The organism is Curtobacterium sp. TC1, from assembly GCF_019844075.1.
Taxonomy (GTDB): domain Bacteria; phylum Actinomycetota; class Actinomycetes; order Actinomycetales; family Microbacteriaceae; genus Curtobacterium.
This window is the reverse complement of sequence record NZ_CP081964.1, coordinates 1,282,066-1,304,673: the sequence shown is the minus strand read 5'-3', so window position 1 is coordinate 1,304,673 and position 22,608 is coordinate 1,282,066. Positions and strand designations below refer to the sequence as shown.

The window sequence follows — 22,608 nt, the reverse complement described above, 5'->3', positions numbered from 1 at the left end:
GCGGGATCGGAGGGGTGGTCAGTCCTCGCCCATGGCGGCCCGGCGCGCGGCGTTCTGACGGTCGAGCTGACCGCCCTTGACGAAGCAGAAGACCCACTGCGCCAGGAACACCACGGCGACCGCGAACATGAACGGTTCGATGAACCCGGTGGCGAGGATGGCCGCCTGCAGCAGCCACCCGAACCATACACCGGCGGGGTTGCCGGTCAGGCGTGAGGCCAGTGCCAGCACGACCATCGCACCGATGCCGCCGCCGAACGCCAGGGCCGGCGGCAGGGTCCCCTTGCCGAACACGACGAGCATCGGGAAGAAGAACATGATCGCCTCGAGCACGAGCGCGATCGACAGCAGGCTCTCCTGCGCCCCGCGGTCACGTCGCGGCTTCCGGGTGCGCGGTGCACGCCCCGGCCGGGAGGCACGTGGTGCGTCCGTCACTTCGTCTCGCCTTCCCGGTGGACCAGGTCCATGACCGCACCCACCATCACGATGGAGCCCGCGACGAGCACGAGGGCGTCCTCGGCGTCCGCCTCGTCCGCCAGGTCGCGTGCCTGCTGCAGCGCGGCGGCCAGCGACGGCTCGACGACGACACGGTCCGCGCCGACCTCGTCCACGACGACCTTCGCGAAGGCGTCCGCGTCGAGCGCACGATCCCCCGGCGGCTGCGTGACGACGAAGGTCTCGACGGTGCCCTTCAGCGCGCGGACGAACCCGCGGGCGTCCTTGTCGCCGAGGATCCCCACGACGCCGACGACGTGCTCGGACGGGAACGCCACCGGCAGGGCCTCGGCCAGGGCCTTGGCGCCGTGCGGGTTGTGCGCTGCGTCGACCACCACGGTCGGCTCGGTGGCGATCGGCTGCAGGCGGCCGGGGCTCGTGGCACCGGCGAGCCCCTCCGACAGGACGTCCTCGTCGAGCGCCTGGGTGCCCCGACCGAGGAACGACTCGACCGCGGCGATCGCGACGGCCGCGTTGTGCGCCTGGTGCCGGCCGAACAGCGGCAGGAACAGGTCGTCGTAGCGGCCGGCGATCCCCTGCACGGTGATGAGCTGACCGCCTACCGCCGGCGTCACGTCCACGACGCTGAATCCGGCGCCTTCGACGGCCAGGGTCGACTCGGTGAGCTCGGCGGCCCGCTCGAGTTCGACGAGGGCCTCGGGGACCTGCTCGCTCGAGACCACGGCGGACGACGGCTTGATGATCCCGGACTTGGTGCGGGCGATCTCCGCCACGGTGCTGCCGAGCTGCTTCGCGTGGTCGATGGCGATCGGGGTGAACACCGCGACCTGGCTCTGCACGACGTTCGTGGAGTCCCACTCGCCGCCCATGCCGACCTCGATCACGGCGACGTCGACCGGCGCCTCGGCGAAGCAGGCCAGGGCCAGCACGGTCAGTGCCTCGAAGAAGGTGAGCGGGAGCTCGCCCTTGTCGGCGAGCTCCCGGTCGGTCAGCTCGAGGACCGGGGCGATGTCGTCCCAGTTCTCGACGAACCGCTCGGCGGCGATCGGCTGGCCGTCGATGACGATGCGCTCCCGGATCGACACCAGGTGCGGGCTCGTCATCAGGCCGGTGCGCAGACCGTGCGCACGGACGATGCTCTCGGTCGTCCGGGCCGTCGAGGTCTTGCCGTTCGTGCCGGTGATGTGGATCACCGGGTACGCCAGGTGCGGGTCGCCGAGCAGCTCGACGGCGCGACGGGTCGCGGTCAGGCGGTGCTCGGGCGACTGCTCGCCGATCCGGGCGTACAGGGCGGCCTCGACGCGCTTGACCTCGTCGTCGTCACCGCCGTACGGCACGGCCTCGACCGGGGCGTCACCGGACGGACCCACCGGGATCCGGATGCCGTCCTCGTCGTGCTGGTCGTGCTCGTCGTACTGGTCGTCGTCGCTCATGCGCGTGACACCTCCACGGTCACCTTCGCGCCGTCACCGACATCGGTGGCGGCGCCTGCCCCGAGGGGCACGATCTCGACGCTCGTCGCCAGGGTCTCCCCCGCGATGAGCTGCTGGTGGGTGCGCACCGACGCGTCGGCGGCCTCGTCGACCCCGAGGGTGAGGACGATGCGGTCGCTGACGTCCAGGTCGGCGTCGCGTCGGGCCTGCTGGACGGCGCGGACGACGTCGCGGGCGAGCCCCTCGGCCTCGAGCTCGGGCGTGGTCACGGTGTCGAGCACCACGAAACCGCCCTCGTCGAGGAACGCCACCGCGACCGACGGGTCGGCGACGGTGAGGTCGAGCGTGTACTCGCCCTCGACCAGGTCGACACCGCCGACGGTGACGCCGGACTCGGTCGCGGTCCAGTCGCCCTTCTTGGCGGCCGGGATCACCTGCTGCACCTGCTTGCCGATCCGGGGACCGGCGACACGGGCGTTGACGGTGAGCTTCCGCTCGATGCCGTACTGCGCCAGGGATTCCTCGGCCTGCGCCTCGAGCACGACCCGCTTGACGTTCAGCTCGTCGCGCAGGATGTCGGCGAACGGTTCGACCGCCGCCGGGTCCGGCACCACGAGCGTGAGCGTGGCGAGCGGCAGCCGGACGCGCTTGCCGGTCGCCTTGCGGAGCGCGAGGCCCTTCGAGGCGACGTCGCGCACGCGGTCCATCGCCGCGACGAGGGCGTCGTCGGCGGGGAACTCGGCCGCGTCCGGGAAGTCCGTCAGGTGCACGCTCCGACCGCCGGTCAGGCCCTTCCAGATCTCCTCGGTGACGAGCGGGGCGAGCGGGGCCGCCACACGGGTCAGGGTCTCGAGCACCGTGTACAGCGTGTCGAACGCCGCACGTGCGTCGTCCGCTGCCACGCCGTCGGCGCCGGTCCAGAACTTGTCGCGCGACCGGCGGACGTACCAGTTCGTCAGCACGTCGGCGAAGTCGCGGACGGCCTGGGCCGCGAGCGGGGTGTCGAGCGCGTCGAGGTGCTGCTGCACGTCGGACACGAGCACCCGGGTCTTCGCGAGCAGGTAGCGGTCGAGCACGTCGGTGCTGTCCGTGCGGCGGGACGCCCGGTACCCGTCCGGCCCGGAGGCGTTCGCGTACAGGGTGAAGAAGTAGTACGTCGACCACAGCGGGAGCATGAACTCGCGGACGCCCTGGCGGATGCCTTCCTCGGTGACGACGAGGTTGCCGCCGCGGATCACCGACGAGGACATCAGGAACCAGCGCATGGCGTCGGCACCGTCGCGGTCGAACACCTCGGAGACGTCCGGGTAGTTCCGCAGCGACTTCGACATCTTCTGGCCGTCCGAGCCGAGGACGATGCCGTGGCTGATGACGTTCTTGAAGGCCGGCCGGTCGAACAGCGCCGTGGACAGCACGTGCATGACGTAGAACCAGCCACGGGTCTGCCCGATGTACTCGACGATGAAGTCGGCAGGGTTGTGCGACTCGAACCACGCAGCGTTCTCGAACGGGTAGTGCACCTGGGCGTACGGCATCGACCCGGAATCGAACCAGACGTCGAACACGTCGGTGATCCGGCGCATCGTCGAGTTGCCCGTCGGGTCGTCGGGGTTCGGACGGGTCAGGTCGTCGATGAACGGGCGGTGCAGGTCGACCTCGCCGTCGGCGTTCAGCGGCAGGCGACCGAAGTCGCGTTCGATGTCGGCGAGCGAGCCGTACACGTCGGTGCGCGGGTACTCGGGGTCGTCCGACTGCCACACCGGGATCGGCGTACCGAAGTAGCGGTTGCGCGAGACCGACCAGTCGATGGCGTTGCCGACCCACTTGCCGAACTGGCCGTCCTTGACGTTGTCCGGCACCCAGTTGATGTCCTGGTTCAGCTCGCCCATGCGGTCGCGGAGCTCCGTGACCCGGACGAACCACGACGAAACGGCCTTGTAGATGAGGGGCTTCCGGCAGCGCCAGCAGTGCGGGTAGCTGTGCTCGTACGAGGCCTGGCGGAGCAGACGCCCGGCGTCGCGTACGGCCTTGGTGAGCGGCTTGTTCGCGTCGGACCAGAGCAGGCCGGCGACCTCGCCGAACTGCGAGGTGAACACACCGCCCTCGTCCAGCGACAGCACGACGGGGATGCCGGCTGCGGCGCAGACCTCCTGGTCGTCGGCGCCGTAGGCCGGGGCCTGGTGCACGATGCCGGTGCCCTCGCCGGTCTCGACGTAGTCGGCGACCAGGATGCGCCAAGCGTTCTCATAGCCCTCGGCGTCCGCGAGGAAGTCGAACAGGCGCTCGTACTCCACGCCGTCGAGCTCCGCGCCCGTCAGGGTGTGGACGACCGCGGCACCGGCGTCCTCCGCGCTCTCGTAGCCGAGGTCCTTCGCGTAGGCGGCCACGGTGTCCGAAGCCAACAGGTAGTGGACGGAACCGGCGGTACCACCGTCAGCCGCGCCTCCCGGTCCGGCCGGCAGCACCACGTACGAGACCGCAGGGCCCACGGCCAACGCGGCGTTCGTCGGCAGCGTCCAGGGGGTCGTCGTCCAGGCGAGCGCGCGGACGCCCGTCAGGTCGAGCGCGGCAGCGCGGTCGCCGTGCAGCGGGAACGACACCGTGACGGACTGGTCCTGGCGCATCTTGTAGACGTCGTCGTCCATGCGCAGCTCGTGGTTCGACAGCGGCGTCTGGTCGTTCCAGCAGTACGGCAGGACCCGGAAGCCCTCGTACGCCAGGCCCTTGTCCCAGAGCTGCTTCCACGCCCACAGCACGCTCTCCATGAACGTGGTGTCGAGCGTCTTGTAGTCGTCCTCGAAGTCGACCCAGCGCGCCTGGCGGGTGACGTACTGCTGCCACTCGTCGGTGTACTGCAGGACGGACTTCTTGGCGGCGGCGTTGAACACGTCGATGCCCATGGCGTCGATCTCGTGCTTCTCGGTGATGCCGAGCTGGCGCATCGCCTCGAGCTCGGCGGGCAGACCGTGGGTGTCCCAGCCGAAGCGCCGGTGCACCTGCTTGCCGCGCATGGTCTGGTAGCGCGGGAAGACGTCCTTCGCGTACCCGGTCAGCAGGTGGCCGTAGTGCGGCAGGCCGTTCGCGAACGGGGGGCCGTCGTAGAAGGTCCACTCGTCGCAGCCCTGGCGCTGGTCGATGGACGCCTGGAACGTGTCGTCGCGCTTCCAGAAGGCGAGGATCCCCCGCTCGACGGCGGGGAAGGACGGCGAGGGGACGACGCCTGCGGCGCCGTCGTGCTCGTCGGGACGGTTCAAGGGGTAGCGCACCGCGGGGCTCCTGTGGGTTGCCGGTTCTCGGACCACGAGGACGGAGCGGGCTCCGCGGTACCACCTCGCTTGCCGTGGCGCGCTGTTCGGCGCGTCACGACCGCTCGTGTTCGGGTTCGGCGCGGCCCGGTCCGCCCGGTTCTACTGACGAGCCGCTCGCGCGGACCGCGTTCTTCCGGGAGCTCCCCGGTGATGGCCGGATCGACGCTCGTGTGACACGAGTTTAGCGGACGGGAGCATGCTGGAGGGATGCCCGACGACTCTGCCCCCGGCGAACGCCCGGAGTCCTCCCTCACCGTCATCATCGCCTTCGGCGCGAACCTGCTCGTGGCGCTCGCGAAGACCATCGCGTCGCTCGTCTCGGGTTCGGCATCGATGGTCGCCGAGGCGGCGCACTCGTGGGCGGACACCGGCAACGAGGTCTTCCTGCTCGTCGCCGAACGACGGGGCGCGCGGAAGCGCGACACCGCACACCCCCTCGGCTACGGGCGCGAGACGTACATCTGGTCGATGTTCGCCGCGTTCGGCCTGTTCACCGCCGGCGCCATCGTGTCGATCTACCACGGCATCTCGGAGCTCGGGGACACCGGCCCGGCCGAGGACGTCCTGCTCAACTACATCGTGCTGGCGCTGTCGTTCTGCCTCGAGGGCACGAGCTTCCTGCAGGCGTACCGCCAGGCGCACGGTGCCGCGACGAAGCGCAAGGTGCCGGTGCTGCGCCACGTGCTGCAGTCCTCGAACCCGACGCTGCGAGCCGTGTTCGCCGAGGACGCCGCCGCGCTCATCGGCCTCGTCGTCGCGTTCCTCGGGGTGTTCCTGCACCAGGTCACCGGCCTGGCGGTCTTCGACGCGATCGGGTCCATCGCGATCGGCGTGCTGCTCGGGGTCGTGGCGATCGTCCTCATCGACCGCAACCGCCGCTTCCTGCTCGGCGAGAGCACGTCGCCGGAGCTCGAGAACGCCGTGCTCGTCGAGCTGCTCGGCCGCTCGCAGGTCGAACGCGTCACCTACCTGCACCTGGAGTTCGTCGGACCGTCACGGGTGTACCTCGTCGCCGCCGTCGACCTGACGGGCAACGAGAACGAGGAGCACGTCGCGGTGCGGTTGCGCGACGTCGAGAAGTCGCTCGAGGACAGCCCCTACATCGAGGAGGCCGTCCTCACCCTGAGCTACCCGGGTGACGACTCCCTGGTGCCGACCGACGACGACGTGCCCGAGGTCGTGCGGGACGGCACCGTGGAGGACGTGGCGTCCGGTGGTGCGGGGACCCTGCGCACGGAGTGAGCGTCCGCGCGTCAGCCCGCGTCAGCCCGCGTCAGCCCGCGTCAGCCCGCGTCAGCCCGCGTCGAGGCCCGCGACCACCGGCGTCAGCGCTGCGGCGACGTACTCGACGAGCGGCCGGCGCGCCACCCCGTCGGCGACCCACACCCAGAACGCCGCCGCGGCGGCACCGAGCATCGCGCCCGACACGGTCTGCGGCCAGAGCGACCCCGGCTGCTCCCCCGTGCGCCCCGCCACGAAGGCGGCGACGGCCCCGTGCTGCGCCATCACCCGGACGGCGACGCCGGCGACGAGCTCGGATCCGATGCCCATCACCTCGGCCTGCGCGACCGCCCACGGCACCCGCTCGGGGTCGTGGGCCCGGGCCGCGGCGAGCAGGGCCTGCTCCACCGCACGCACCGCACTCGCCTCGGTCGAGGACGCCAGGTACCCGGGCAGCCCCGCCACCGCGGCGTCGAGCTCGAGCCACATGACGTCGGACTTCGCCGTGAAGTAGTTGAAGAACGTCGCTCGGCTGACCCCGGCCCGCACGGCGATCTGGTCGACCGTGGTGCGTCCGTACCCCTGCTCGAGGAACAGCTCGGCTGCGGCGTCCGCGAGGACCTCGGCGCTCGAGCGTCGGGGCCGCCCACCGCGGCGGATCGGTTCGTCCATGGGCCCCAGTAAACCGCTAGACTCGTCCAGCCATGATCTTGGACTCAGTACAGAAAACCGTCGCCGCCGTCGCGAGCGCCACCGCCGTCGTCCTCGTCCTCGCCGCCTGCAGCGGCGCGGGGACGGGCACCACGAGCAGCAAGCCGGTGAGCGGCGGGACCCTGACGTACGCGTCCGGCGATGCCGAACCCACCTGCCTCGACCCGCACGTCGGCGGCAACTACCCGCAGGCGCTCCTGGCGACGCAGTACATCGAGGAGCTCGTCGGGCTGGAGGACGGCGAGCCGACGCCCGAGCTCGCGACGAAGTGGACCACGAGCGACGACGGCAAGACCCTCACCTTCACGCTGCGCGACGACGTCACCTTCACCGACGGCACCCCGTTCGACGCCGCCGCCGTCGTGGCGAACATCGAGCACGTGCAGGACCCGGCCACCGCGTCGAGCACCGGCTACCTGGCGCTGCAGTCGATCACGAAGGCGACGGCCACCGACGACCACACCGTGACGCTCTCGCTGAGCCGTCCGGACAGCGCGCTGCTCGAGTCGTTCTCGCAGCCCTGGGTCGGCATGGAGTCCCCGAAGGCGCTCGAGCGCAAGCAGGCGACGAACTGCGAGTCCCCCGTCGGCACCGGGCCCTTCGAAGTGACCGGCTGGAAGCACGGCGACCGCGTCACCCTGACGAAGAACACCGACTACTGGGGGAAGACGAAGCCGCGCCTGTCCGGCATCACGTGGCGGTTCCTGCCCGACTCGACCTCGCGCTACGCCGCGCTGCAGTCCGGCCAGGTCGACGTGATCGACAACGCGCAGCCCGACCAGCTCAAGGCCGCGTCGGCGAAGGGCGCGATCCGCGACCTCGACGCCCCGCGCCCCGGCGCCTCGAACCGGCTCGAACTGAACTCCGGCCACGGGGTGTTCCGCGACGAGGCCGTGCGCCAGGCGTTCATCGCCGGCGCGGAGATCGACCCGGGCCTGCAGTCGCTGTTCCTCGGTACCGCGAAGCGCTCGTACTCGGTGCTCTCGAGCGCCGAGCCCCTGGCGTACTCGGAGAAGAGCCGGTTCGACTACTCCCCCACCACGGCGAAGCAGCTGCTCGACGACGCCGGCTGGAAGGTCGGGTCGGACGGCATCCGGCAGAAGGACGGCCAGCAGCTCACCGTGACGTTCCCGGTGTCGACGAACCAGTCGGTGCCGGCCGAGCGCAGCCTGTTCCAGCAGATCCAGGCGTCCGAGAAGGCCGTCGGGTTCAAGGTCGTGCTGGACGAGCTCGACCTGTCCAGCTGGTACGCGGCCCTCGCGGCGAACGAGTACGACGTGGTCAGCGCCCCGTACACGAAGGTCGGCCCCGACGTCCTGCGCATCCTGTACGACAGCGCGAGCATCGAACCCGCACCGTCCGGCTACTTCGCGAACCTGGCCCAGCTCGACGACCCCGCACTCGACACCCTGCTCGAGCAGGCGGCCCGCACCTCGGACGCCGACGAGCGCGCCGACCTCTACGAGCAGGCCCAGAAGGCGATCCTCGCGAGCGACACCGTGCTCCCCCTGTACGACCAGCAGAACCACTTCCTGGTGCGCTCGGCCGTGCACGGCATCCAGACGACCTCCGTCTCGACGCCCTGGTTCGGCACCGCCTGGATCGACCGCTGACACGGATGCGATGGGTCTGGTGGGCCGTCCGGCGGCTCGCCGGGGGCATCGGTGTGCTCTGGGCCGTCGCGACGATCGTCTTCGTCGCGATCCGGCTGATCCCCGGCGACCCCGCACTCGCGATCCTCGGGGGTCCGGGTTCGCAGGCCTCCGCCGAGGCCGTCGCCCAGGTCCGCCACGAGTACGGCCTCGACCAGCCCGTGCTCGCGCAGTACGCGGTGTTCCTCGGTCGCCTCGCCACCCTGCAGCTCGGTGACTCCTACGCCTTCCGCACCCCCGTCTCCACCCTGCTCGGCCAGCAGCTCCCGGTCACGCTGACCCTGGCGGTGGCCGGGCTCGTCGTCGCGTGGGTCCTGGCGATCGTCGCGGCCTGGTGGTCGACGCAGCGCGGCCGGTTCGCGGCCGGACTGACGAGCGCGCTGAGTGTCACCGCGAGCGTGATGCCGCACTTCTGGCTCGGCAGCGTGCTCATCGTGGTGTTCGCGAGCGCCCTCGGCTGGGTGCCCGCGGTGAGCGACGGCACGGTGCGGGGCTGGGTGCTCCCGGTGCTGACGGTGGCCGTCCCGGTCGCCGGGTACCTGGCCGAGACCGTCCGCGACGGGGTCGTCGACGCGCAACGCTCCGCCTTCGCGCTCGCCGCCCGTGGCCGTGGCGAGACCCGCCTCGGGCTGTTCTCCCGGCACCTGCTCCGCCACGCGGCGCTGCCCGGGATCGCCCTGTCCGCCTGGGCCTTCGGTTCGCTCGTGTCCGGAGCCGTGGTCGTCGAGTCCGTCTTCGCCCTGTCCGGCATCGGCCGCGCCCTCGTGACCGCCGTCACGCAGCGGGACATGCCGCTCGTCGCCGGGATCGCGCTGGTGTCCGCAGCCGCGTACGTCGTGGTGCTGGCCGTCGCCGACCTGGTCGAGCGCGTCGTCGACCCGCGCACGTCGGCGGGCAGCGGTGCGCGGAACAGCGGCGCACGCGGCGGCACCGCGCGACGCCGTGGACCCGGCCGACCGGCGGACGCGCGGTGAGCGGGATCGCCGACCCGGGCCTCCAGACCGAAGCGCCCGGCCACCAGACCGCCGCCGGCACCGAGCGCGTCCGTGGGGGGACGCTCGGCGTCGGCGGCACCGCCGCGGCGGTGGTCGTCCTCGTCGCCGTCGTGGCGGCCGCCTGGCCGGCGCTGCTCGGCGGCGGCGACCCGCTCGCGGTGCACCCCACGGACGCCCTGACCGCCCCGAGCGGCGCGCACCCGTTCGGCACCGACGAGTCCGGTCGCGACGTCCTGGCACGGGTGGTCGCGGGGACCCGCGCATCGCTCGTCGTGGGCGTCGCCGCGACCCTGATCGGGGGCGGAGCGGGCGTCCTGCTCGGCGTCGTCGCCGGGCTCGGTGCCGGGGCGGGACGGCTCGGCCGCCTGCTCGACGCCGTGATCGGCCGCGTGACCGAGGTGGCGTTCGCCCTGCCGCTGCTGCTCGTCGCCCTGGTGGTCATCGCCGTCACCGGACCCGGCCCGGTCCCCGCCGTGCTCGCCGTCGGCTTCGCCACCGCCCCCGGCTACGCCCGCATCGTCCGTGGGCTCGTCCGTGCCGCCCGGTCGTCGCAGGTGGTCGAGACGGCCGTGCTGCAGGGCCGCTCCCCCGTCCGCATCGTGGTCCGGCACGTCCTGCCCACCGCACTCTGGCCCGTCGTCGCCGTCGCCACGCTCGGCGTCGGTCAGGCGATCGTCTGGGCCTCGGCACTGAGCTACCTCGGCGTCGGCACACCGCCCCCGGCTCCGGAGTGGGGCGCGATGCTCGCCGACGGCCGGACCTACCTGCAGACCGCGCCGTGGATGAGCACCTTCCCCGGACTCGCCATCGTGGTGCTCGCGACCGCCGTCACCGTGCTCGGTCGCGCGATCCGCCGAACAGGAGTCGTCCGATGACCACCGTCCTCGAGGTCCAGGGGCTGCACGTCGCCATCGCGGGCACGCCGATCGTGCACGACGTCGCCCTGCGGGTGGACGTCGGCGAGTGCGTCGCACTGGTCGGCGCGTCCGGCTCCGGCAAGACCGTCACCGCGCGCGCCGCGCTCGGCCTGTCCGCGCCCGGCTCCGCCGTCCGCGCCGACGCCTTCACCGTCGCCGGTCTCGACGTCCGGGCGTTCTCCGACCGGCGGTGGCGCCAGGTGCGCGGGTCGCGGGTCGGCTACGTCGGCCAGGAGGCCCTGGGTGCGTTGGACCCGCTGCGACCGGTCGGGCGCGAGGTCGCCGACAGCCTCCGCCTGCACACCGAGATGGGTGCGGCCGAGCGCGTGGACGCCGTGCGCGATGCCCTGCGAGCGGTCGGCCTCGATCCGGACATCGCGACCGACGGCCGACTCGCCGGCACACTGTCGGGCGGCATGCGGCAGCGGGCCCTCATCGCCGCGGCCACCATCGGGTCGCCCGCGCTCGTGGTAGCCGACGAGCCCACGACCGCACTGGACGCCGGGGTCGCGGTCACCGTGATGGAACAACTGCGGGCGGCGCAGCAGCGCGGGGCGGGGCTGCTCGTGATCACGCACGACCTCGGGCTCGTCGCGGGGTGGGCCGACCGCGTGGCCGTCATGCACGAGGGGCGGATCGTCGAGCAGGGTCCGGTCGCCTCGGTGTTCGCCGCGCCCGAGCACGCAGCGACGCAGGCCCTGGTGCGCGCGGCGCACGGTGCCGATCTGGTCGACCGGTGCGAGGTTGATGGCTCCGTGCAGGCCTCTGACGGCGCACCGAGCGGGCAACCCCGCACCGAGCGCACGTCTACTCACCGTGCGCCGATCGGCGACCGCGGCACCCAGCGCGCGACCTCGCACGGTGCGAGGGGCGTGCTCGTCGCCGAGGGCCTCGCGCGCGACTTCGGTGGCGTCCGCGCGGTCGACGACGTGTCGTTCGGACTCGACCGCGGGCGGGTGCTCGGGGTGATCGGTGCCTCGGGGTCGGGCAAGACGACCCTCGCGCGCGTGCTGCTCGGGCTCGAGACGCCCGACGCCGGCACCGTCGCACTCGACGGCGAACCGTGGGTGCCGCTCCCCGAGCACGACCGACGCCCCCGACGACACCGGGTGTCGGCCGTGGTGCAGGACCCCGGTGCCACCTTCGACGAGCGGTGGTCGGTCGAGCGGGTCCTCGCCGACGCGTTCTCGAGGGGCGACGCTCGACGTGCCCAGGGTCCGCTCGCCGCCCGGGTGGACGCAGCCCTGCGGCAGGTCGACCTCGACCCGGCGCTCCGACCGCGCTCCCCGCGCACGCTGTCCGGCGGGCAACGGCAGCGCCTGGCGATCGCCCGCGCGCTGGCGACCGACCCCGAGGTGATCGTCCTCGACGAGCCGGTGACCGCCCTCGACGCCACCGTGCAGGACGCCGTGCTGACCCTGCTCGAACGGCTCCGCGACGACACCGGCGTGGCGATGGTGTTCGTGTCGCACGACCTCCGGGCGGTACGCCGGATGGCCCACGACCTACTGGTCGTGCACCGTGGCGCGGTCGTCGAGCACGGCCCCGCCGCGACGGTGTTCGCGCGCCCGGCACACCCGGTGACCGCGCACCTGCTACAGGCCGCCGAGCGGCTCGCCGCCGGCCACGGCCCTGGACGTGACCGGAGGCCCGGTGCGCGTCCGTGACGGACGTGCACCGGGCCTCCAGGGCGGGTCTGACCGGGGTCAGGAGTCCGCGGACTCCTTCTTCGGCGTGTCACCCGAGATGATCGGGATCTCACTCGTCGCGAACTCCTTCGCCCAGTCGGACTGCGCGAACTCCGAGTTCGGGTCGTTGTAGTCGTCGATCACGCCGGCGACCTCGTCCTCGGAACCGACCGTCGGGCCGGAGCCCATGAGCGGCGTGGCCGCGGTCTCCTTCGTGAAGTACACCGCGACGAGCCCGATGACGGCGGCCAGCATCAGGTAGAAGGCCGGGATGTCCTCGGCCCAGCCGTAGCCGGCGTCCTTCGCAGCGTTGATGAGCGCGGACGTCGCGAGCGGGGTCGTCCCACCGAACAGCGACACGGACACGTTGAACGCGATCGCGAGGGCGCCGTAGCGGATGATCGTCGGGAACAGCGCGGGCAGCGTCGACGGCATGGTCGAGGTGAACGTGACGAGCACGACACCGAGGATCAGCAGGCCGGAGAACACCCCGACGCCCGTGCCGGTCTGGACGAGCTTGAGCGCCGGCCAGGACAGCAGGATGAAGCCGATGCAGCCGGCAGCGAGCACCGGACGACGGCCGAACCTGTCGGACAGCCGGCCACCGAAGGTGATGACGACCATCATGAGCAGCATCACGACGACGATCAGGATGAGGCCGAACGTGGCGTTCTGGCCGAGGTTCTGCTCGAGGTAGGTCGGCATGTACGACAGCAGCATGTAGTCGGTCACGTTGAAGACCAGGACCAGGCCGATGCAGATGATGAGCGAGCGCCAGTTCTCGGCGAAGAGCTTGAGGAACGGCGTCTTCTGCCCCTCGCGTTCGGCGGCCTGCTCCTGCTGCTTCTGGAAGGCCGGCGTCTCCTCCAGCTTGAGGCGCAGGTAGAGCCCGATCAGACCGAGCGGGCCCGCGATGATGAACGGGATGCGCCAGCCCCAGCTGAGCAGGGCGTCCTCGGACAGGCCGAACTGCAGGCCGGTGACGATCGACGCACCGAGCACGTAGCCGGCGAGGGTGCCGAACTCGAGCCACGAGCCCATGAACCCGCGGCGCTTGTCGGGCGAGTACTCGGCGATGAAGGTCGCGGCGCCGCCGTACTCACCACCGGTCGAGAAGCCCTGCACGAAGCGCGCCACGAGGAGCAGGACCGGAGCCCAGAAGCCGATCGAGTCGTACGACGGGATCAGGCCGATCATCAGCGTGCCGGCGGCCATCAGGATCATCGTCAGTGCGAGGACCTTCTGCCGACCGATCTTGTCGCCGATCGGGCCGAACACGGCGCCACCGATCGGTCGGACGATGAACGCTGCGGCGAAGAACCCGAAGGTCGCGACGATGTTCGCGGCCGGGTCGCCCTGCGGCAGGAAGACCTGCGAGATGGTGACCGTCAGGTACGCGAAGATGCCGAAGTCGAACCACTCCATGGCGTTGCCGAGGGCGGCGGCCGCCACGGCGCGCTTGAGCAGCGACTCCTCGACGACGGTCACGTCGTCCTTCGTGAGCTTGCGCCGAGCGCGCTTCGCAGCGCCCTTCGAGCGCAGCGGTCGGTCGCCGTGCGGCAACGGCCGATCGCCGTGCGGGTGGGGTGCGTCGTTCGGTGCCAAGTCGTTCCTCCGGTGTGCGGTGCGTCCTTCGGGCGTCCGGCGGACGGCAACGGTGCAGTTCCTGCGAACCCGCGCTCGCCGGACAAACTCCGACAGACTACCAGGTGTCCGGCGTGTCCGACAGGTCGGTGTGGTAACCACCGCTCCGACCGCCCGCGAACGGCGTCGGCCCCGCCCGCTACGATTGGGACACCTCGCATCGCGCGGGGACACTCAGGCACCTCATCACGGACTCGGTGCCGCACACACGCACGGAAGGCGCAGCCATGACCAAGCCCATGCCCGAGAAGCCCAGCGTCGACGGACTCGAGCAGGTCTGGGGGCCGGTCTGGGAGCAGGACGGTACCTACCGCTTCGACCGTGACGCCGCCGGCCACCGCGACGCCGTGTACTCGATCGACACCCCGCCTCCGACCGCCTCCGGGTCGCTGCACATCGGCCACGTGTTCTCGTACACGCACACCGACCTCAAGGCGCGGTTCGAGCGCATGCGGGGCAAGCACGTGTTCTACCCGATGGGCTGGGACGACAACGGCCTGCCGACCGAGCGACGCGTGCAGAACTACTACGGCGTCCGCTGCGACCCGACCCTGCCCTACGACCCCGACTTCACGCCGCCGTTCGAGGGCGGCGACGGCAAGTCGTCGAAGGCCGCCGACCAGCTGCCGATCTCGCGCCGCAACTTCATCGAGCTGTGCGACCAGCTGACCGTGCAGGACGAGCAGCAGTTCGAGGAGCTCTTCCGCACCCTCGGGCTGTCGGTGGACTGGACGCAGTCGTACCGCACCATCGACGAGACCTCGCGGGCGAGCGCCCAGCGGGCCTTCCTCCGCAACCTCGAGCGCGGCGAGGCCTACCAGGCCGACGCCCCGACCCTGTGGGACGTCACGTTCCGCACCGCGGTCGCGCAGGCCGAGCTCGAGGACAAGGAGATGCCCGGCGCCTACCACGGCATCGCGTTCCACCGTGCGGACGGCGGCGACGACGTCGTGATCCAGACGACCCGCCCCGAGCTGCTGCCGGCGTGCGTCGCCCTCGTCGCACACCCGGACGACGAGCGGTTCCAGGACCTGTTCGGCACCACCGTCCGCTCCCCCCTGTTCGACGTCGAGGTCCCGGTGCTCGCGCACCACCTGGCACAGAAGGACAAGGGCGCCGGCATCGCGATGGTCTGCACCTTCGGCGACACCACCGACGTCGTGTGGTGGCGCGAGCTGCAGCTGCCGAACCGCGCGATCCTCGGCTTCGACGGCCGTGTCCGCTCCGACGAGCCCGCGTGGATCGAGAGCGAGCAGGGCAAGGCGCTCTACGCCGAGATGGCCGGCAAGACCGTGTTCTCGGCGAAGAAGGTCGTCGTCGACGCCCTGACCGAGTCCGGCGAGCTCGTCGGCGACGTCAAGACGATCAACCACCCGGTGAAGTTCTTCGAGAAGGGCGACAAGCCCCTCGAGATCGTCTCGACCCGCCAGTGGTACATCGTCAACGGCGCCCGCGACGAAGCCCTGAAGGCGATGCTCCGCGCCCGCGGCGAGGAGATCGCGTTCCACCCGGACTTCATGCGCGTCCGGTACGACAACTGGGTCGGTGGCCTGTCCGGCGACTGGCTCATCTCGCGCCAGCGGTTCTTCGGGGTGCCGATCCCGGTCTGGTACCCGCTCGACGCCGACCGTAACCCGGTGTTCGACCAGCCGATCGTCCCGACCGAGGCGCAGCTCCCCGTCGACCCGTCGTCCGACCCGGCGCCGGGCTACTCCGAGGACCAGCGCGGCGTCGCCGGTGGGTTCCAGGGCGAGCTCGACGTCATGGACACCTGGGCCACCTCGTCGCTCACCCCGCAGCTCGCGGGCAAGTGGGAGACCGACCCGGCGCTCTACGACCTGGTGTACCCGTACGACGTCCGCCCGCAGGCGCAGGACATCATCCGCACGTGGCTCTTCACGACGGTGCTCCGCAGCCAGCTCGAAGCGGACACCGTGCCGTGGAAGCACGCGAGCATCTCCGGCTTCATCGTCGACCCCGACCGCAAGAAGATGTCGAAGTCGAAGGGCAACGTCGTCACGCCGCTGTCGATCCTCGAGCAGCACGGCGCCGACGCGGTCCGCTACTGGGCGGCGTCGTCGAAACTCGGCACGGATGCGGCGTTCGACCCGCAGAACCCGAAGCAGATCAAGGTCGGTCGTCGTCTGGCGATCAAGGTCCTGAACGCGGCGAAGTTCGTCTACGGGTTCCCGCTGCCGGAGGGCGCGAGCGACGTCACCGAGGCGCTCGACGTGGACATGCTCGCCGAGCTCGGCGCGGTCGTCGAGCAGGCCACCGCCGCGTTCGACGGGTTCGACCACGCCCGTGCGCTCGAGATCGTGGAGCGGTTCTTCTGGACCTTCTGCGACGACTACCTCGAGCTCGTGAAGGAGCGTGCCTACGGCACGGCGGCCGACGCGACGCACGAGACCCAGGCGAGCGCGGTCCTGGCGCTGCGCGGCGCGATCGACGTGCTGCTCCGACTGCTGGCACCGTTCCTCCCGTACGCGACGGAGGAAGTGTGGTCCTGGACCCACGAGACGAGCGTGCACCGGGCCTCCTGGCCGACCGCTGCCGACCTGCCGACCGACGCGGCCCCCACCGGGCTGCTCGCGGCCGTCGGGCAGGCGCTCATCGGGATCCGCGGGGCGAAGACGGCGGCGAAGGCGTCCCAGAAGACGCCTGTGACGCGCGCCGTGGTCGCCGCGCCGACGGAGACGCGGGTGCTCATCGAGCGCGCGGCGGTCGACCTGGCGGCCGTCGGCCGCATCGAGAACCTGTCGTTCGTCGACGGTGACGAGCTCGCGGTCACCGAGATCGAGCTCGCGGAGCAGCAGGCGTAAGGTCGGCCGTCCGGGCCGGGTCGCGTCGGCGACCCGGCCCGCCCACCACCGGACAGGAGGCACGGATGCAGTTGGGCACACGATGGGGCGTGGGTGGGGAGCCGCCTGCGCGACTGCCCGAGGCGATGGTCGTCGCCGTGCGGGGGGTCGAGGACGAGCTCGCTGCGGAGTCGGTCGACACCGGGGCGTGGGGCTGGACCCTGACGTTCCTGGAGGGCAAGCCGATCGTCGAGCTCGACGACGGCACCTCGATCCACCTCGACGATGCCGGGCACGCCCAGGTCACGAACCCCGACGACGCGGCGGAAGAGGACTAGCGCGCGGTCGGCGGTTCGCGGTTCGCTGTTCGCTTGGTGAGCAGAAATGGTCGGGTCCCTGGTAGGGACCCGACCATTTCTGCTCACGCTGCGGGCGCCCCGAGGCGCCCGCGTGATCGCCGAGGGATCAGGACTCGGCGAGCCAGGTGAGCAGGACCTCGTTCACCTCAGCGGTGTGCGTGGTGAGCAGGCCGTGCGGGGCGCCCTCGATCTCGACGTACTTCGCCGCCGGCAGGGCCTTGGTGAAGCGGCGACCGGTGGCGTCGATCGGCAGGATGTTGTCCGCCGTGCCGTGGACGATGAGTGCCGGGACGGTGACCTTCGGGATGTCCTGGCGGAAGTCGGTCGGCCAGGTCAGCGGAGCTGCGGCGGACGCGATGGAGCCCGATCCGGCGGCGACGTTCCAGGCGTTGCGGACGGCTTCTTCCGAGATGCGCGAGCCGAGGTTCTCGGACAGGTTGAAGAAGTCCTGGTAGAAGTTCGTGAAGTACGCGTACCGGTCCTTCTGGACGTCGGCGGCGATGCCCTCGAAGAACGACATCGGGCCGGCACCGTCCGGGTTGTCCTCGGTGATGGCCAGGAACGGCTCGAGCGAGGCGAGGAACGCGACCTTGGCGATCCGGTCCTGTCCGTGGCGGCCGATGTAGCGGGCGATCTCGCCGGTGCCCATCGAGAAGCCGACCAGGATCACGTCGCGCAGGTCGAGGGTCTCGAGGACGGTGTGCAGGTCGTCGGCGAAGGTGTCGTAGTCGTAGCCGGTGCTCGGCTGCGAGGACTGGCCGAAGCCGCGGCGGTCGTACGTGATCACGCGGTAGCCGGCCTCGAGCAGGGCCGGGGTCTGGCCCTCCCACGAGTTGCCGTCGAGGGGGAAGCCGTGGATCAGCACGATCGGCTGCCCGGTCCCCTTGTCCTCGTAGTGGAGTTCGATGTCGACGCTGTTCTCGGTTCCGACGGTGATGGCACCCATGATCGTTCCTTCCCTGAGCATCGCGGAGAACGACCGTTCTCCGCCGATGTGGATTACACTAGAGAACGATCGTTCCCGGCGCAACTCGGGAACGGTGAACACACAGCGAACGGGGTACGTCATGGCAACCAGCACCGTCGAGCCGGACGTCCGCGCACACATCGTGGACGTTGCGGACCAGTTGTTCTACGCGCGCGGCATCCAGTCGGTCGGCATGGACGAGATCCGCACCGGCGCCGGTGTCTCGTTGAAGAAGCTCTACGCGGCCTTCCCCGGCAAGGAGCAGCTCATCGCGGCCGTCCTGTCCGGGCGCCACGACCTGTGGGAGCGCGGCGTGCACGGCGCGGTCGAGGCCGCCACCACCCCGCGCGACAAGCTGCTCGCCGTGTACGACTTCCTCGAGTCGTGGTTCGGGGACGACACCTTCCGTGGCTGCGGCTTCATCAACGCCTTCGGGGAGCTCGGGGCCACGTCGCCCGCGGTCGCCGAGATCGCCCGCGAGCACAAGGACTCGTTCCAGCGGTTCGTGCAGGAACTCACCGCCGAGGTCGTCACCGATCCGGAGCGCGCCGAGGAACTCGCCGCCCAGCTCGCGCTGCTGGCCGAGGGCGCGCAGACCACTGCCGCCATCGCCGGCACCACGGCGCCGGCCGCGCACGCCCGCCGTGCGGCTGCCACGCTGATCGACGCCGCGACCCGCTGACGCGCGAACCTGGTCGTTCCGGGCGTACCTGGTCGGTTCGGGCATACCGGGTCCCTGGTCGGTTCGGGCATACCGGGTCGTTTCTTCTGACCCGGTACGCCCGATTCCGCTTTCCAGGCCGGTCGCGATGGGAAGGAACGCACCCACAGGGCGGACGGGAGGCGCGGGGCAAGGCCGCCACGGGCCTCCCGTCCGTCCCGTCACGGCGCGACGTCCGTAGTGTGGTGACCATGGCAACTCCGTTCGACGTCCCGAGCACCCTCCCCTACGCACTGCCGCCCTTCGGCGACGTGCGACTCGAGCACTACCGGCCGGCCTTCGAGGCCGGCATGGCCGAGCAGCGCGCCGAGGTCGAGGCCATCGCCACCGATCCGCACGCACCGACGGTCGAGAACACCCTCATCGCTCTCGAGCGCTCCGGGCAGTTGCTGACCCGCGTCAGCCACGTGTTCTTCACGCTGTCGTCGGCGGACTCGACGCCGGAGCTGCACGACCTCGAAGCCGAGATCTCGCCGCTGCTCGCCGCCCACCGCGACGCCATCACGCTCGACTCGCGGCTCTACGCCCGGGTGCAGTCCGTGCTCGACGGCGCCGAGTCAGCCGGGCTCGAGGGCGAAGCGCTCCGACTGGTCGAGCGCACCCACGCCGAGATGACCCTGGCGGGCGCCGGACTCGACGACGCCGGCAAGGAGCGCCTGACCGCGATCAACCAGGAGTTGTCGACGCTCACCACCACCTTCGAGCGCAACCTGCTCGAGGACACCAACGACTCCGCCGTGCACGTGACCGACGAGGCCGAGCTCGAGGGCCTCGACGACGGTGCGAAGTCCGCCGCCGCCGGATCCGCCGCCGACCGCGGGCTCGAGGGGTGGCTCATCACGCTGCCGCTCTACACCGGACACCCGTGGCTGCCGTCGCTGGCGAACCGCGACCTGCGCGAGCGGATCATGCAGGCCTCGCTCGCCCGCGGTCGCCGCGGGAACCAGTACGACAACCGCGAGGTGCTGCTGCGCATCGTGCGGCTGCGGGCCGAGCGTGCCGAACTGCTCGGGTTCCCGAACCACGCCGCCGTCGTCACCGCCGACGAGACCGCCAAGACCCCCGAGGCCGTCGACGGGCTGCTGTCGTCGCTCGTCGGCGCCGCGGCACGGAACGCCGACGACGAGCGAGCCGTCCGGTCCCGCACCGTCGGGTTCGACATCGAGTCGTGGGACTGGGCGTACGCCACCGAGATCCTGCGCGGAGAGCAGTTCGCCGCGGACAGCTCCGCGCTCCGGCCCTACTTCGAGGCCGACCGGGTCCTGCACGACGGCGTCTTCCACGCTGCCGGAGCGCTGTACGGCCTGACGTTCACCGAGCGTCCGGACCTGCACGGCTACAACGACGAGGTCCGTGTCTTCGAGGTCACCGGCGACGACGACGAGCCCGTCGGGCTCTACCTGCTCGACCTCTACACGCGCGACGGCAAGCGCGGCGGCGCCTGGATGAACCCCGTCGTCGAGCAGTCCGAGCTGCTCGGCACGCTGCCCGTCGTGGTGAACAACCTCAACGTCGCGAAGCCGGCACCCGGGTCGCCGACGCTGCTCATCCAGGACGAGGTCGAGACGCTCTTCCACGAGTTCGGCCACGCGCTGCACGGCCTCATCGCCCGCACCACCTACCCCCGCTTCTCCGGCACGAACGTCGAACGCGACTTCGTCGAGTTCCCGAGCCAGGTGAACGAGATGTGGGTGTCGTGGCCGTCGGTCCTGGCGAACTACGCCAAGCACCACGAGACCGGTGCCCCGCTGCCGCCCGAGCTCGTCCTGGGCCTGAGCGAGTCCGAGGGCTTCAACGAGGGCTTCGGCACGACCGAGTACCTGGCCGCAGCGCTGCTCGACCAGGCGTGGCACCGCCTCTCCGCCGCAGAGGCCGCCGCGGTGACGTCCGTCGAGGACTTCGAACGCTCGGCACTCGAGTCGGCCGGGATCGCCGTCGAGGCCGTTCCGCCGCGGTACTCGTCGACGTACTTCGCGCACACGTTCTCGGGCGGGTACGACGCCGGGTACTACGGGTACATCTGGTCCGAGGTGCTCGACGCCGACACGGTCGAGTGGTTCCGCGAGAACGGCGGGCTCGACCGGTCCGCGGGCAGGCGGTTCGCTTCGCTCCTGCTGGGCGTCGGTGGTTCGAAGGACCCGCTCGAGGCATACCGCGACTTCCGCGGCCGTGACGCCGAGGTCGGGCCGCTGCTGCGGCGCCGCGGGCTGGAGTAGGGCGCCGCGGGGGCGGGCGCTTCCGGGCGTACCTGGTCGAATCGGGCGTACCTGGTCGGAACTTTCGACCAGGTACGCCCGATCTCATCTTCCATCGCAGCCGTCATGGGAAGAACCAGACATCAACCCGCGCACCGCGCCGACCGCCCCACCACGACGAAGGCCCGCACCGAACGGTGCGGGCCCTCGTGGCGTTCCGGAGCGCTACGCCGACTTCTCGACGCGCTTCGCCCGAGGCCGCGGCACGATGGTCGGCGCGGCGTTCTCGAGCACGGACTCGCGGGTGATCACCACGCGAGCCACGTCGTCGTCGGAGGGGACGTCGAACATCACCGGGCCGAGCACTTCTTCGAGGATGGCACGCAGGCCGCGGGCACCGGTCTGGCGCAGCACGGCCAGGTCGGCGATCGCCTCGAGCGCTCCCTGGTCGAACTCGAGCTCGACGCCGTCGATCTGGAACATCCGCTGGTACTGCTTGATCAGCGCGTTCTTCGGCTCGGTCAGGATCTGCATGAGCGCCGCCTGGTCGAGCTGCGACACCGTGGTGACGACGGGCAGACGACCGATGAACTCGGGGATCAGGCCGAACTTGTGCAGGTCTTCCGGCAGGACCTCGGAGTACAGGTCCTGGTGGTCGGTCGCACTGTGCAGCGGCGCCCCGAAGCCGATCCCCCGCTTGCCGACGCGCGAGGACACGATGTCCTCGAGCCCGGCGAACGCACCGGCCACGATGAACAGGACGTTCGTCGTGTCGATCTGGATGAACTCCTGGTGCGGGTGCTTGCGACCACCCTGCGGCGGGACGGAGGCGACCGTGCCCTCGAGGATCTTGAGCAGTGCCTGCTGCACGCCTTCGCCCGAGACGTCACGCGTGATCGACGGGTTCTCGGCCTTCCGGGCGATCTTGTCGACCTCGTCGATGTAGATGATGCCGGTCTCGGCGCGCTTGACGTCGTAGTCGGCGGCCTGGATCAGCTTGAGCAGGATGTTCTCGACGTCCTCGCCCACGTAGCCGGCCTCGGTCAGGGCGGTGGCGTCGGCGACGGCGAACGGCACGTTGAGGCGCTTCGCCAGGGTCTGCGCCAGGTAGGTCTTGCCGCAACCCGTCGGACCGATGAGCAGGATGTTCGACTTCGCGATCTCGATGTCGTCGCGGTCTTCGGCAGCGGTGATCTGCCCCTGTGCCCGGATGCGCTTGTAGTGGTTGTAGACGGCCACGGCGAGGGCGCGCTTCGCCGGGTCCTGCCCGATGACGTACTCCTGCAGGAAGTCGAAGATCTCGCGCGGCTTCGGCAGTTCGAAGTCACCGCTCGAGGTGTCCTCGCCGGCTTCGGCCAGGCGCTCCTCGATGATCTCGTTGCACAGCTCGACGCACTCGTCACAGATGTAGACACCCGGACCGGCGATCAACTGCTGCACCTGCTTCTGGCTCTTGCCGCAGAAGGAGCACTTGAGGAGGTCCCCGCTCTCTCCGATGCGTGCCATTGCCGTGCCTCCCTGGTTGGACATGCCGGCCCGC

At 70.9% G+C, this 22,608-nt stretch carries 16 protein-coding genes; 9 read left to right on the top strand and 7 right to left on the bottom strand.

Annotated features, from left to right (window positions below; all coding sequences use genetic code 11):
• Positions 1-18: 18 nt before the first annotated feature.
• From KZI27_RS07280 to ileS, 3 genes are read right to left on the bottom strand one after another with little or no spacing between them, the layout of a single operon-like run.
• Positions 19-435 carry a DUF4233 domain-containing protein gene (locus KZI27_RS07280; protein ID WP_222660245.1) on the bottom strand — a complete coding sequence of 139 codons (417 nt, stop codon included), beginning with the start codon at positions 433-435 and terminating at the stop codon, positions 19-21.
• The gene (locus tag KZI27_RS07275) at positions 432-1,889 is read right to left on the bottom strand and encodes a bifunctional folylpolyglutamate synthase/dihydrofolate synthase (protein WP_222660242.1); all 1,458 of its coding nucleotides are present in this window, start codon (positions 1,887-1,889) and stop codon (positions 432-434) included. Before KZI27_RS07275 ends, KZI27_RS07280 begins: the two co-directional genes overlap by 4 nt.
• Positions 1,886-5,155: an isoleucine--tRNA ligase gene (ileS, locus tag KZI27_RS07270; protein WP_222660241.1), complete on the bottom strand. Its 3,270-nt coding sequence runs from the start codon at positions 5,153-5,155 to the stop codon at positions 1,886-1,888. The genes KZI27_RS07275 and ileS overlap by 4 nt, the downstream gene beginning before the upstream one ends.
• 249 nt (positions 5,156-5,404) lie before the next feature.
• On the opposite strand from ileS, the gene KZI27_RS07265 reads away from it, so the two are divergent.
• Positions 5,405-6,439: a cation diffusion facilitator family transporter gene (locus tag KZI27_RS07265; protein WP_222660239.1), complete on the top strand. Its 1,035-nt coding sequence runs from the start codon at positions 5,405-5,407 to the stop codon at positions 6,437-6,439.
• A 51-nt stretch (positions 6,440-6,490) separates the two neighbouring features.
• Here the strand turns inward: KZI27_RS07265 and KZI27_RS07260 are convergent, their stop codons facing one another.
• The gene (locus tag KZI27_RS07260; RefSeq protein ID WP_222660237.1) at positions 6,491-7,090 is read right to left on the bottom strand and encodes a TetR/AcrR family transcriptional regulator; all 600 of its coding nucleotides are present in this window, start codon (positions 7,088-7,090) and stop codon (positions 6,491-6,493) included.
• A 32-nt stretch (positions 7,091-7,122) separates the two neighbouring features.
• Between KZI27_RS07260 and KZI27_RS07255 the strand changes: the two genes are divergently transcribed.
• The 4 genes from KZI27_RS07255 to KZI27_RS07240 are packed head-to-tail and all read left to right on the top strand — an operon-like array spanning position 7,123 to position 12,360.
• The gene (locus KZI27_RS07255; protein WP_222660235.1) at positions 7,123-8,742 is read left to right on the top strand and encodes an ABC transporter substrate-binding protein; all 1,620 of its coding nucleotides are present in this window, start codon (positions 7,123-7,125) and stop codon (positions 8,740-8,742) included.
• A gap of 5 nt (positions 8,743-8,747) precedes the next feature.
• Entirely contained in the window at positions 8,748-9,755 is a 1,008-nt protein-coding gene (locus KZI27_RS07250) for an ABC transporter permease (RefSeq protein WP_222660233.1), read from the top strand.
• The gene (locus KZI27_RS07245; RefSeq protein ID WP_222660231.1) at positions 9,752-10,651 is read left to right on the top strand and encodes an ABC transporter permease; all 900 of its coding nucleotides are present in this window, start codon (positions 9,752-9,754) and stop codon (positions 10,649-10,651) included. The genes KZI27_RS07250 and KZI27_RS07245 overlap by 4 nt, the downstream gene beginning before the upstream one ends.
• Positions 10,648-12,360: an ATP-binding cassette domain-containing protein gene (locus KZI27_RS07240; RefSeq protein ID WP_222660229.1), complete on the top strand. Its 1,713-nt coding sequence runs from the start codon at positions 10,648-10,650 to the stop codon at positions 12,358-12,360. The genes KZI27_RS07245 and KZI27_RS07240 overlap by 4 nt, the downstream gene beginning before the upstream one ends.
• A 39-nt stretch (positions 12,361-12,399) precedes the next feature.
• Here the strand turns inward: KZI27_RS07240 and proP are convergent, their stop codons facing one another.
• Positions 12,400-13,986, bottom strand: a complete 1,587-nt coding sequence (proP, locus tag KZI27_RS07235; RefSeq protein ID WP_261784166.1) for a glycine betaine/L-proline transporter ProP — start codon at positions 13,984-13,986, stop codon at positions 12,400-12,402.
• A gap of 266 nt (positions 13,987-14,252) precedes the next feature.
• Here proP and valS point away from each other — a divergent pair, with 266 nt between their 5' ends.
• The gene (valS, locus tag KZI27_RS07230; RefSeq protein ID WP_261784165.1) at positions 14,253-16,847 is read left to right on the top strand and encodes a valine--tRNA ligase; all 2,595 of its coding nucleotides are present in this window, start codon (positions 14,253-14,255) and stop codon (positions 16,845-16,847) included.
• Between the two features lie 65 nt (positions 16,848-16,912).
• The gene (locus KZI27_RS07225) at positions 16,913-17,164 is read left to right on the top strand and encodes a hypothetical protein (protein WP_222660227.1); all 252 of its coding nucleotides are present in this window, start codon (positions 16,913-16,915) and stop codon (positions 17,162-17,164) included.
• A gap of 127 nt (positions 17,165-17,291) precedes the next feature.
• Here the strand turns inward: KZI27_RS07225 and KZI27_RS07220 are convergent, their stop codons facing one another.
• A complete protein-coding gene (locus tag KZI27_RS07220; RefSeq protein ID WP_222660225.1) occupies positions 17,292-18,131 on the bottom strand; it encodes an alpha/beta fold hydrolase in 840 nt (279 codons plus the stop codon).
• Between the two features lie 121 nt (positions 18,132-18,252).
• On the opposite strand from KZI27_RS07220, the gene KZI27_RS07215 reads away from it, so the two are divergent.
• Together KZI27_RS07215 and KZI27_RS07210 are read left to right on the top strand one after the other, a co-directional pair.
• A complete protein-coding gene (locus KZI27_RS07215) occupies positions 18,253-18,834 on the top strand; it encodes a TetR/AcrR family transcriptional regulator (protein ID WP_222660223.1) in 582 nt (193 codons plus the stop codon).
• Positions 18,835-19,064: 230 nt separating this feature from the next.
• On the top strand, positions 19,065-21,089 hold the full coding sequence (locus KZI27_RS07210) for a M3 family metallopeptidase (protein WP_222660222.1): 2,025 nt from the start codon (positions 19,065-19,067) through the stop codon (positions 21,087-21,089).
• 204 nt (positions 21,090-21,293) lie between these two features.
• Here KZI27_RS07210 and clpX read toward each other — a convergent pair whose 3' ends face one another.
• Positions 21,294-22,574, bottom strand: a complete 1,281-nt coding sequence (gene clpX / locus KZI27_RS07205) for an ATP-dependent Clp protease ATP-binding subunit ClpX (protein ID WP_111084519.1) — start codon at positions 22,572-22,574, stop codon at positions 21,294-21,296.
• Positions 22,575-22,608: the final 34 nt, after the last annotated feature.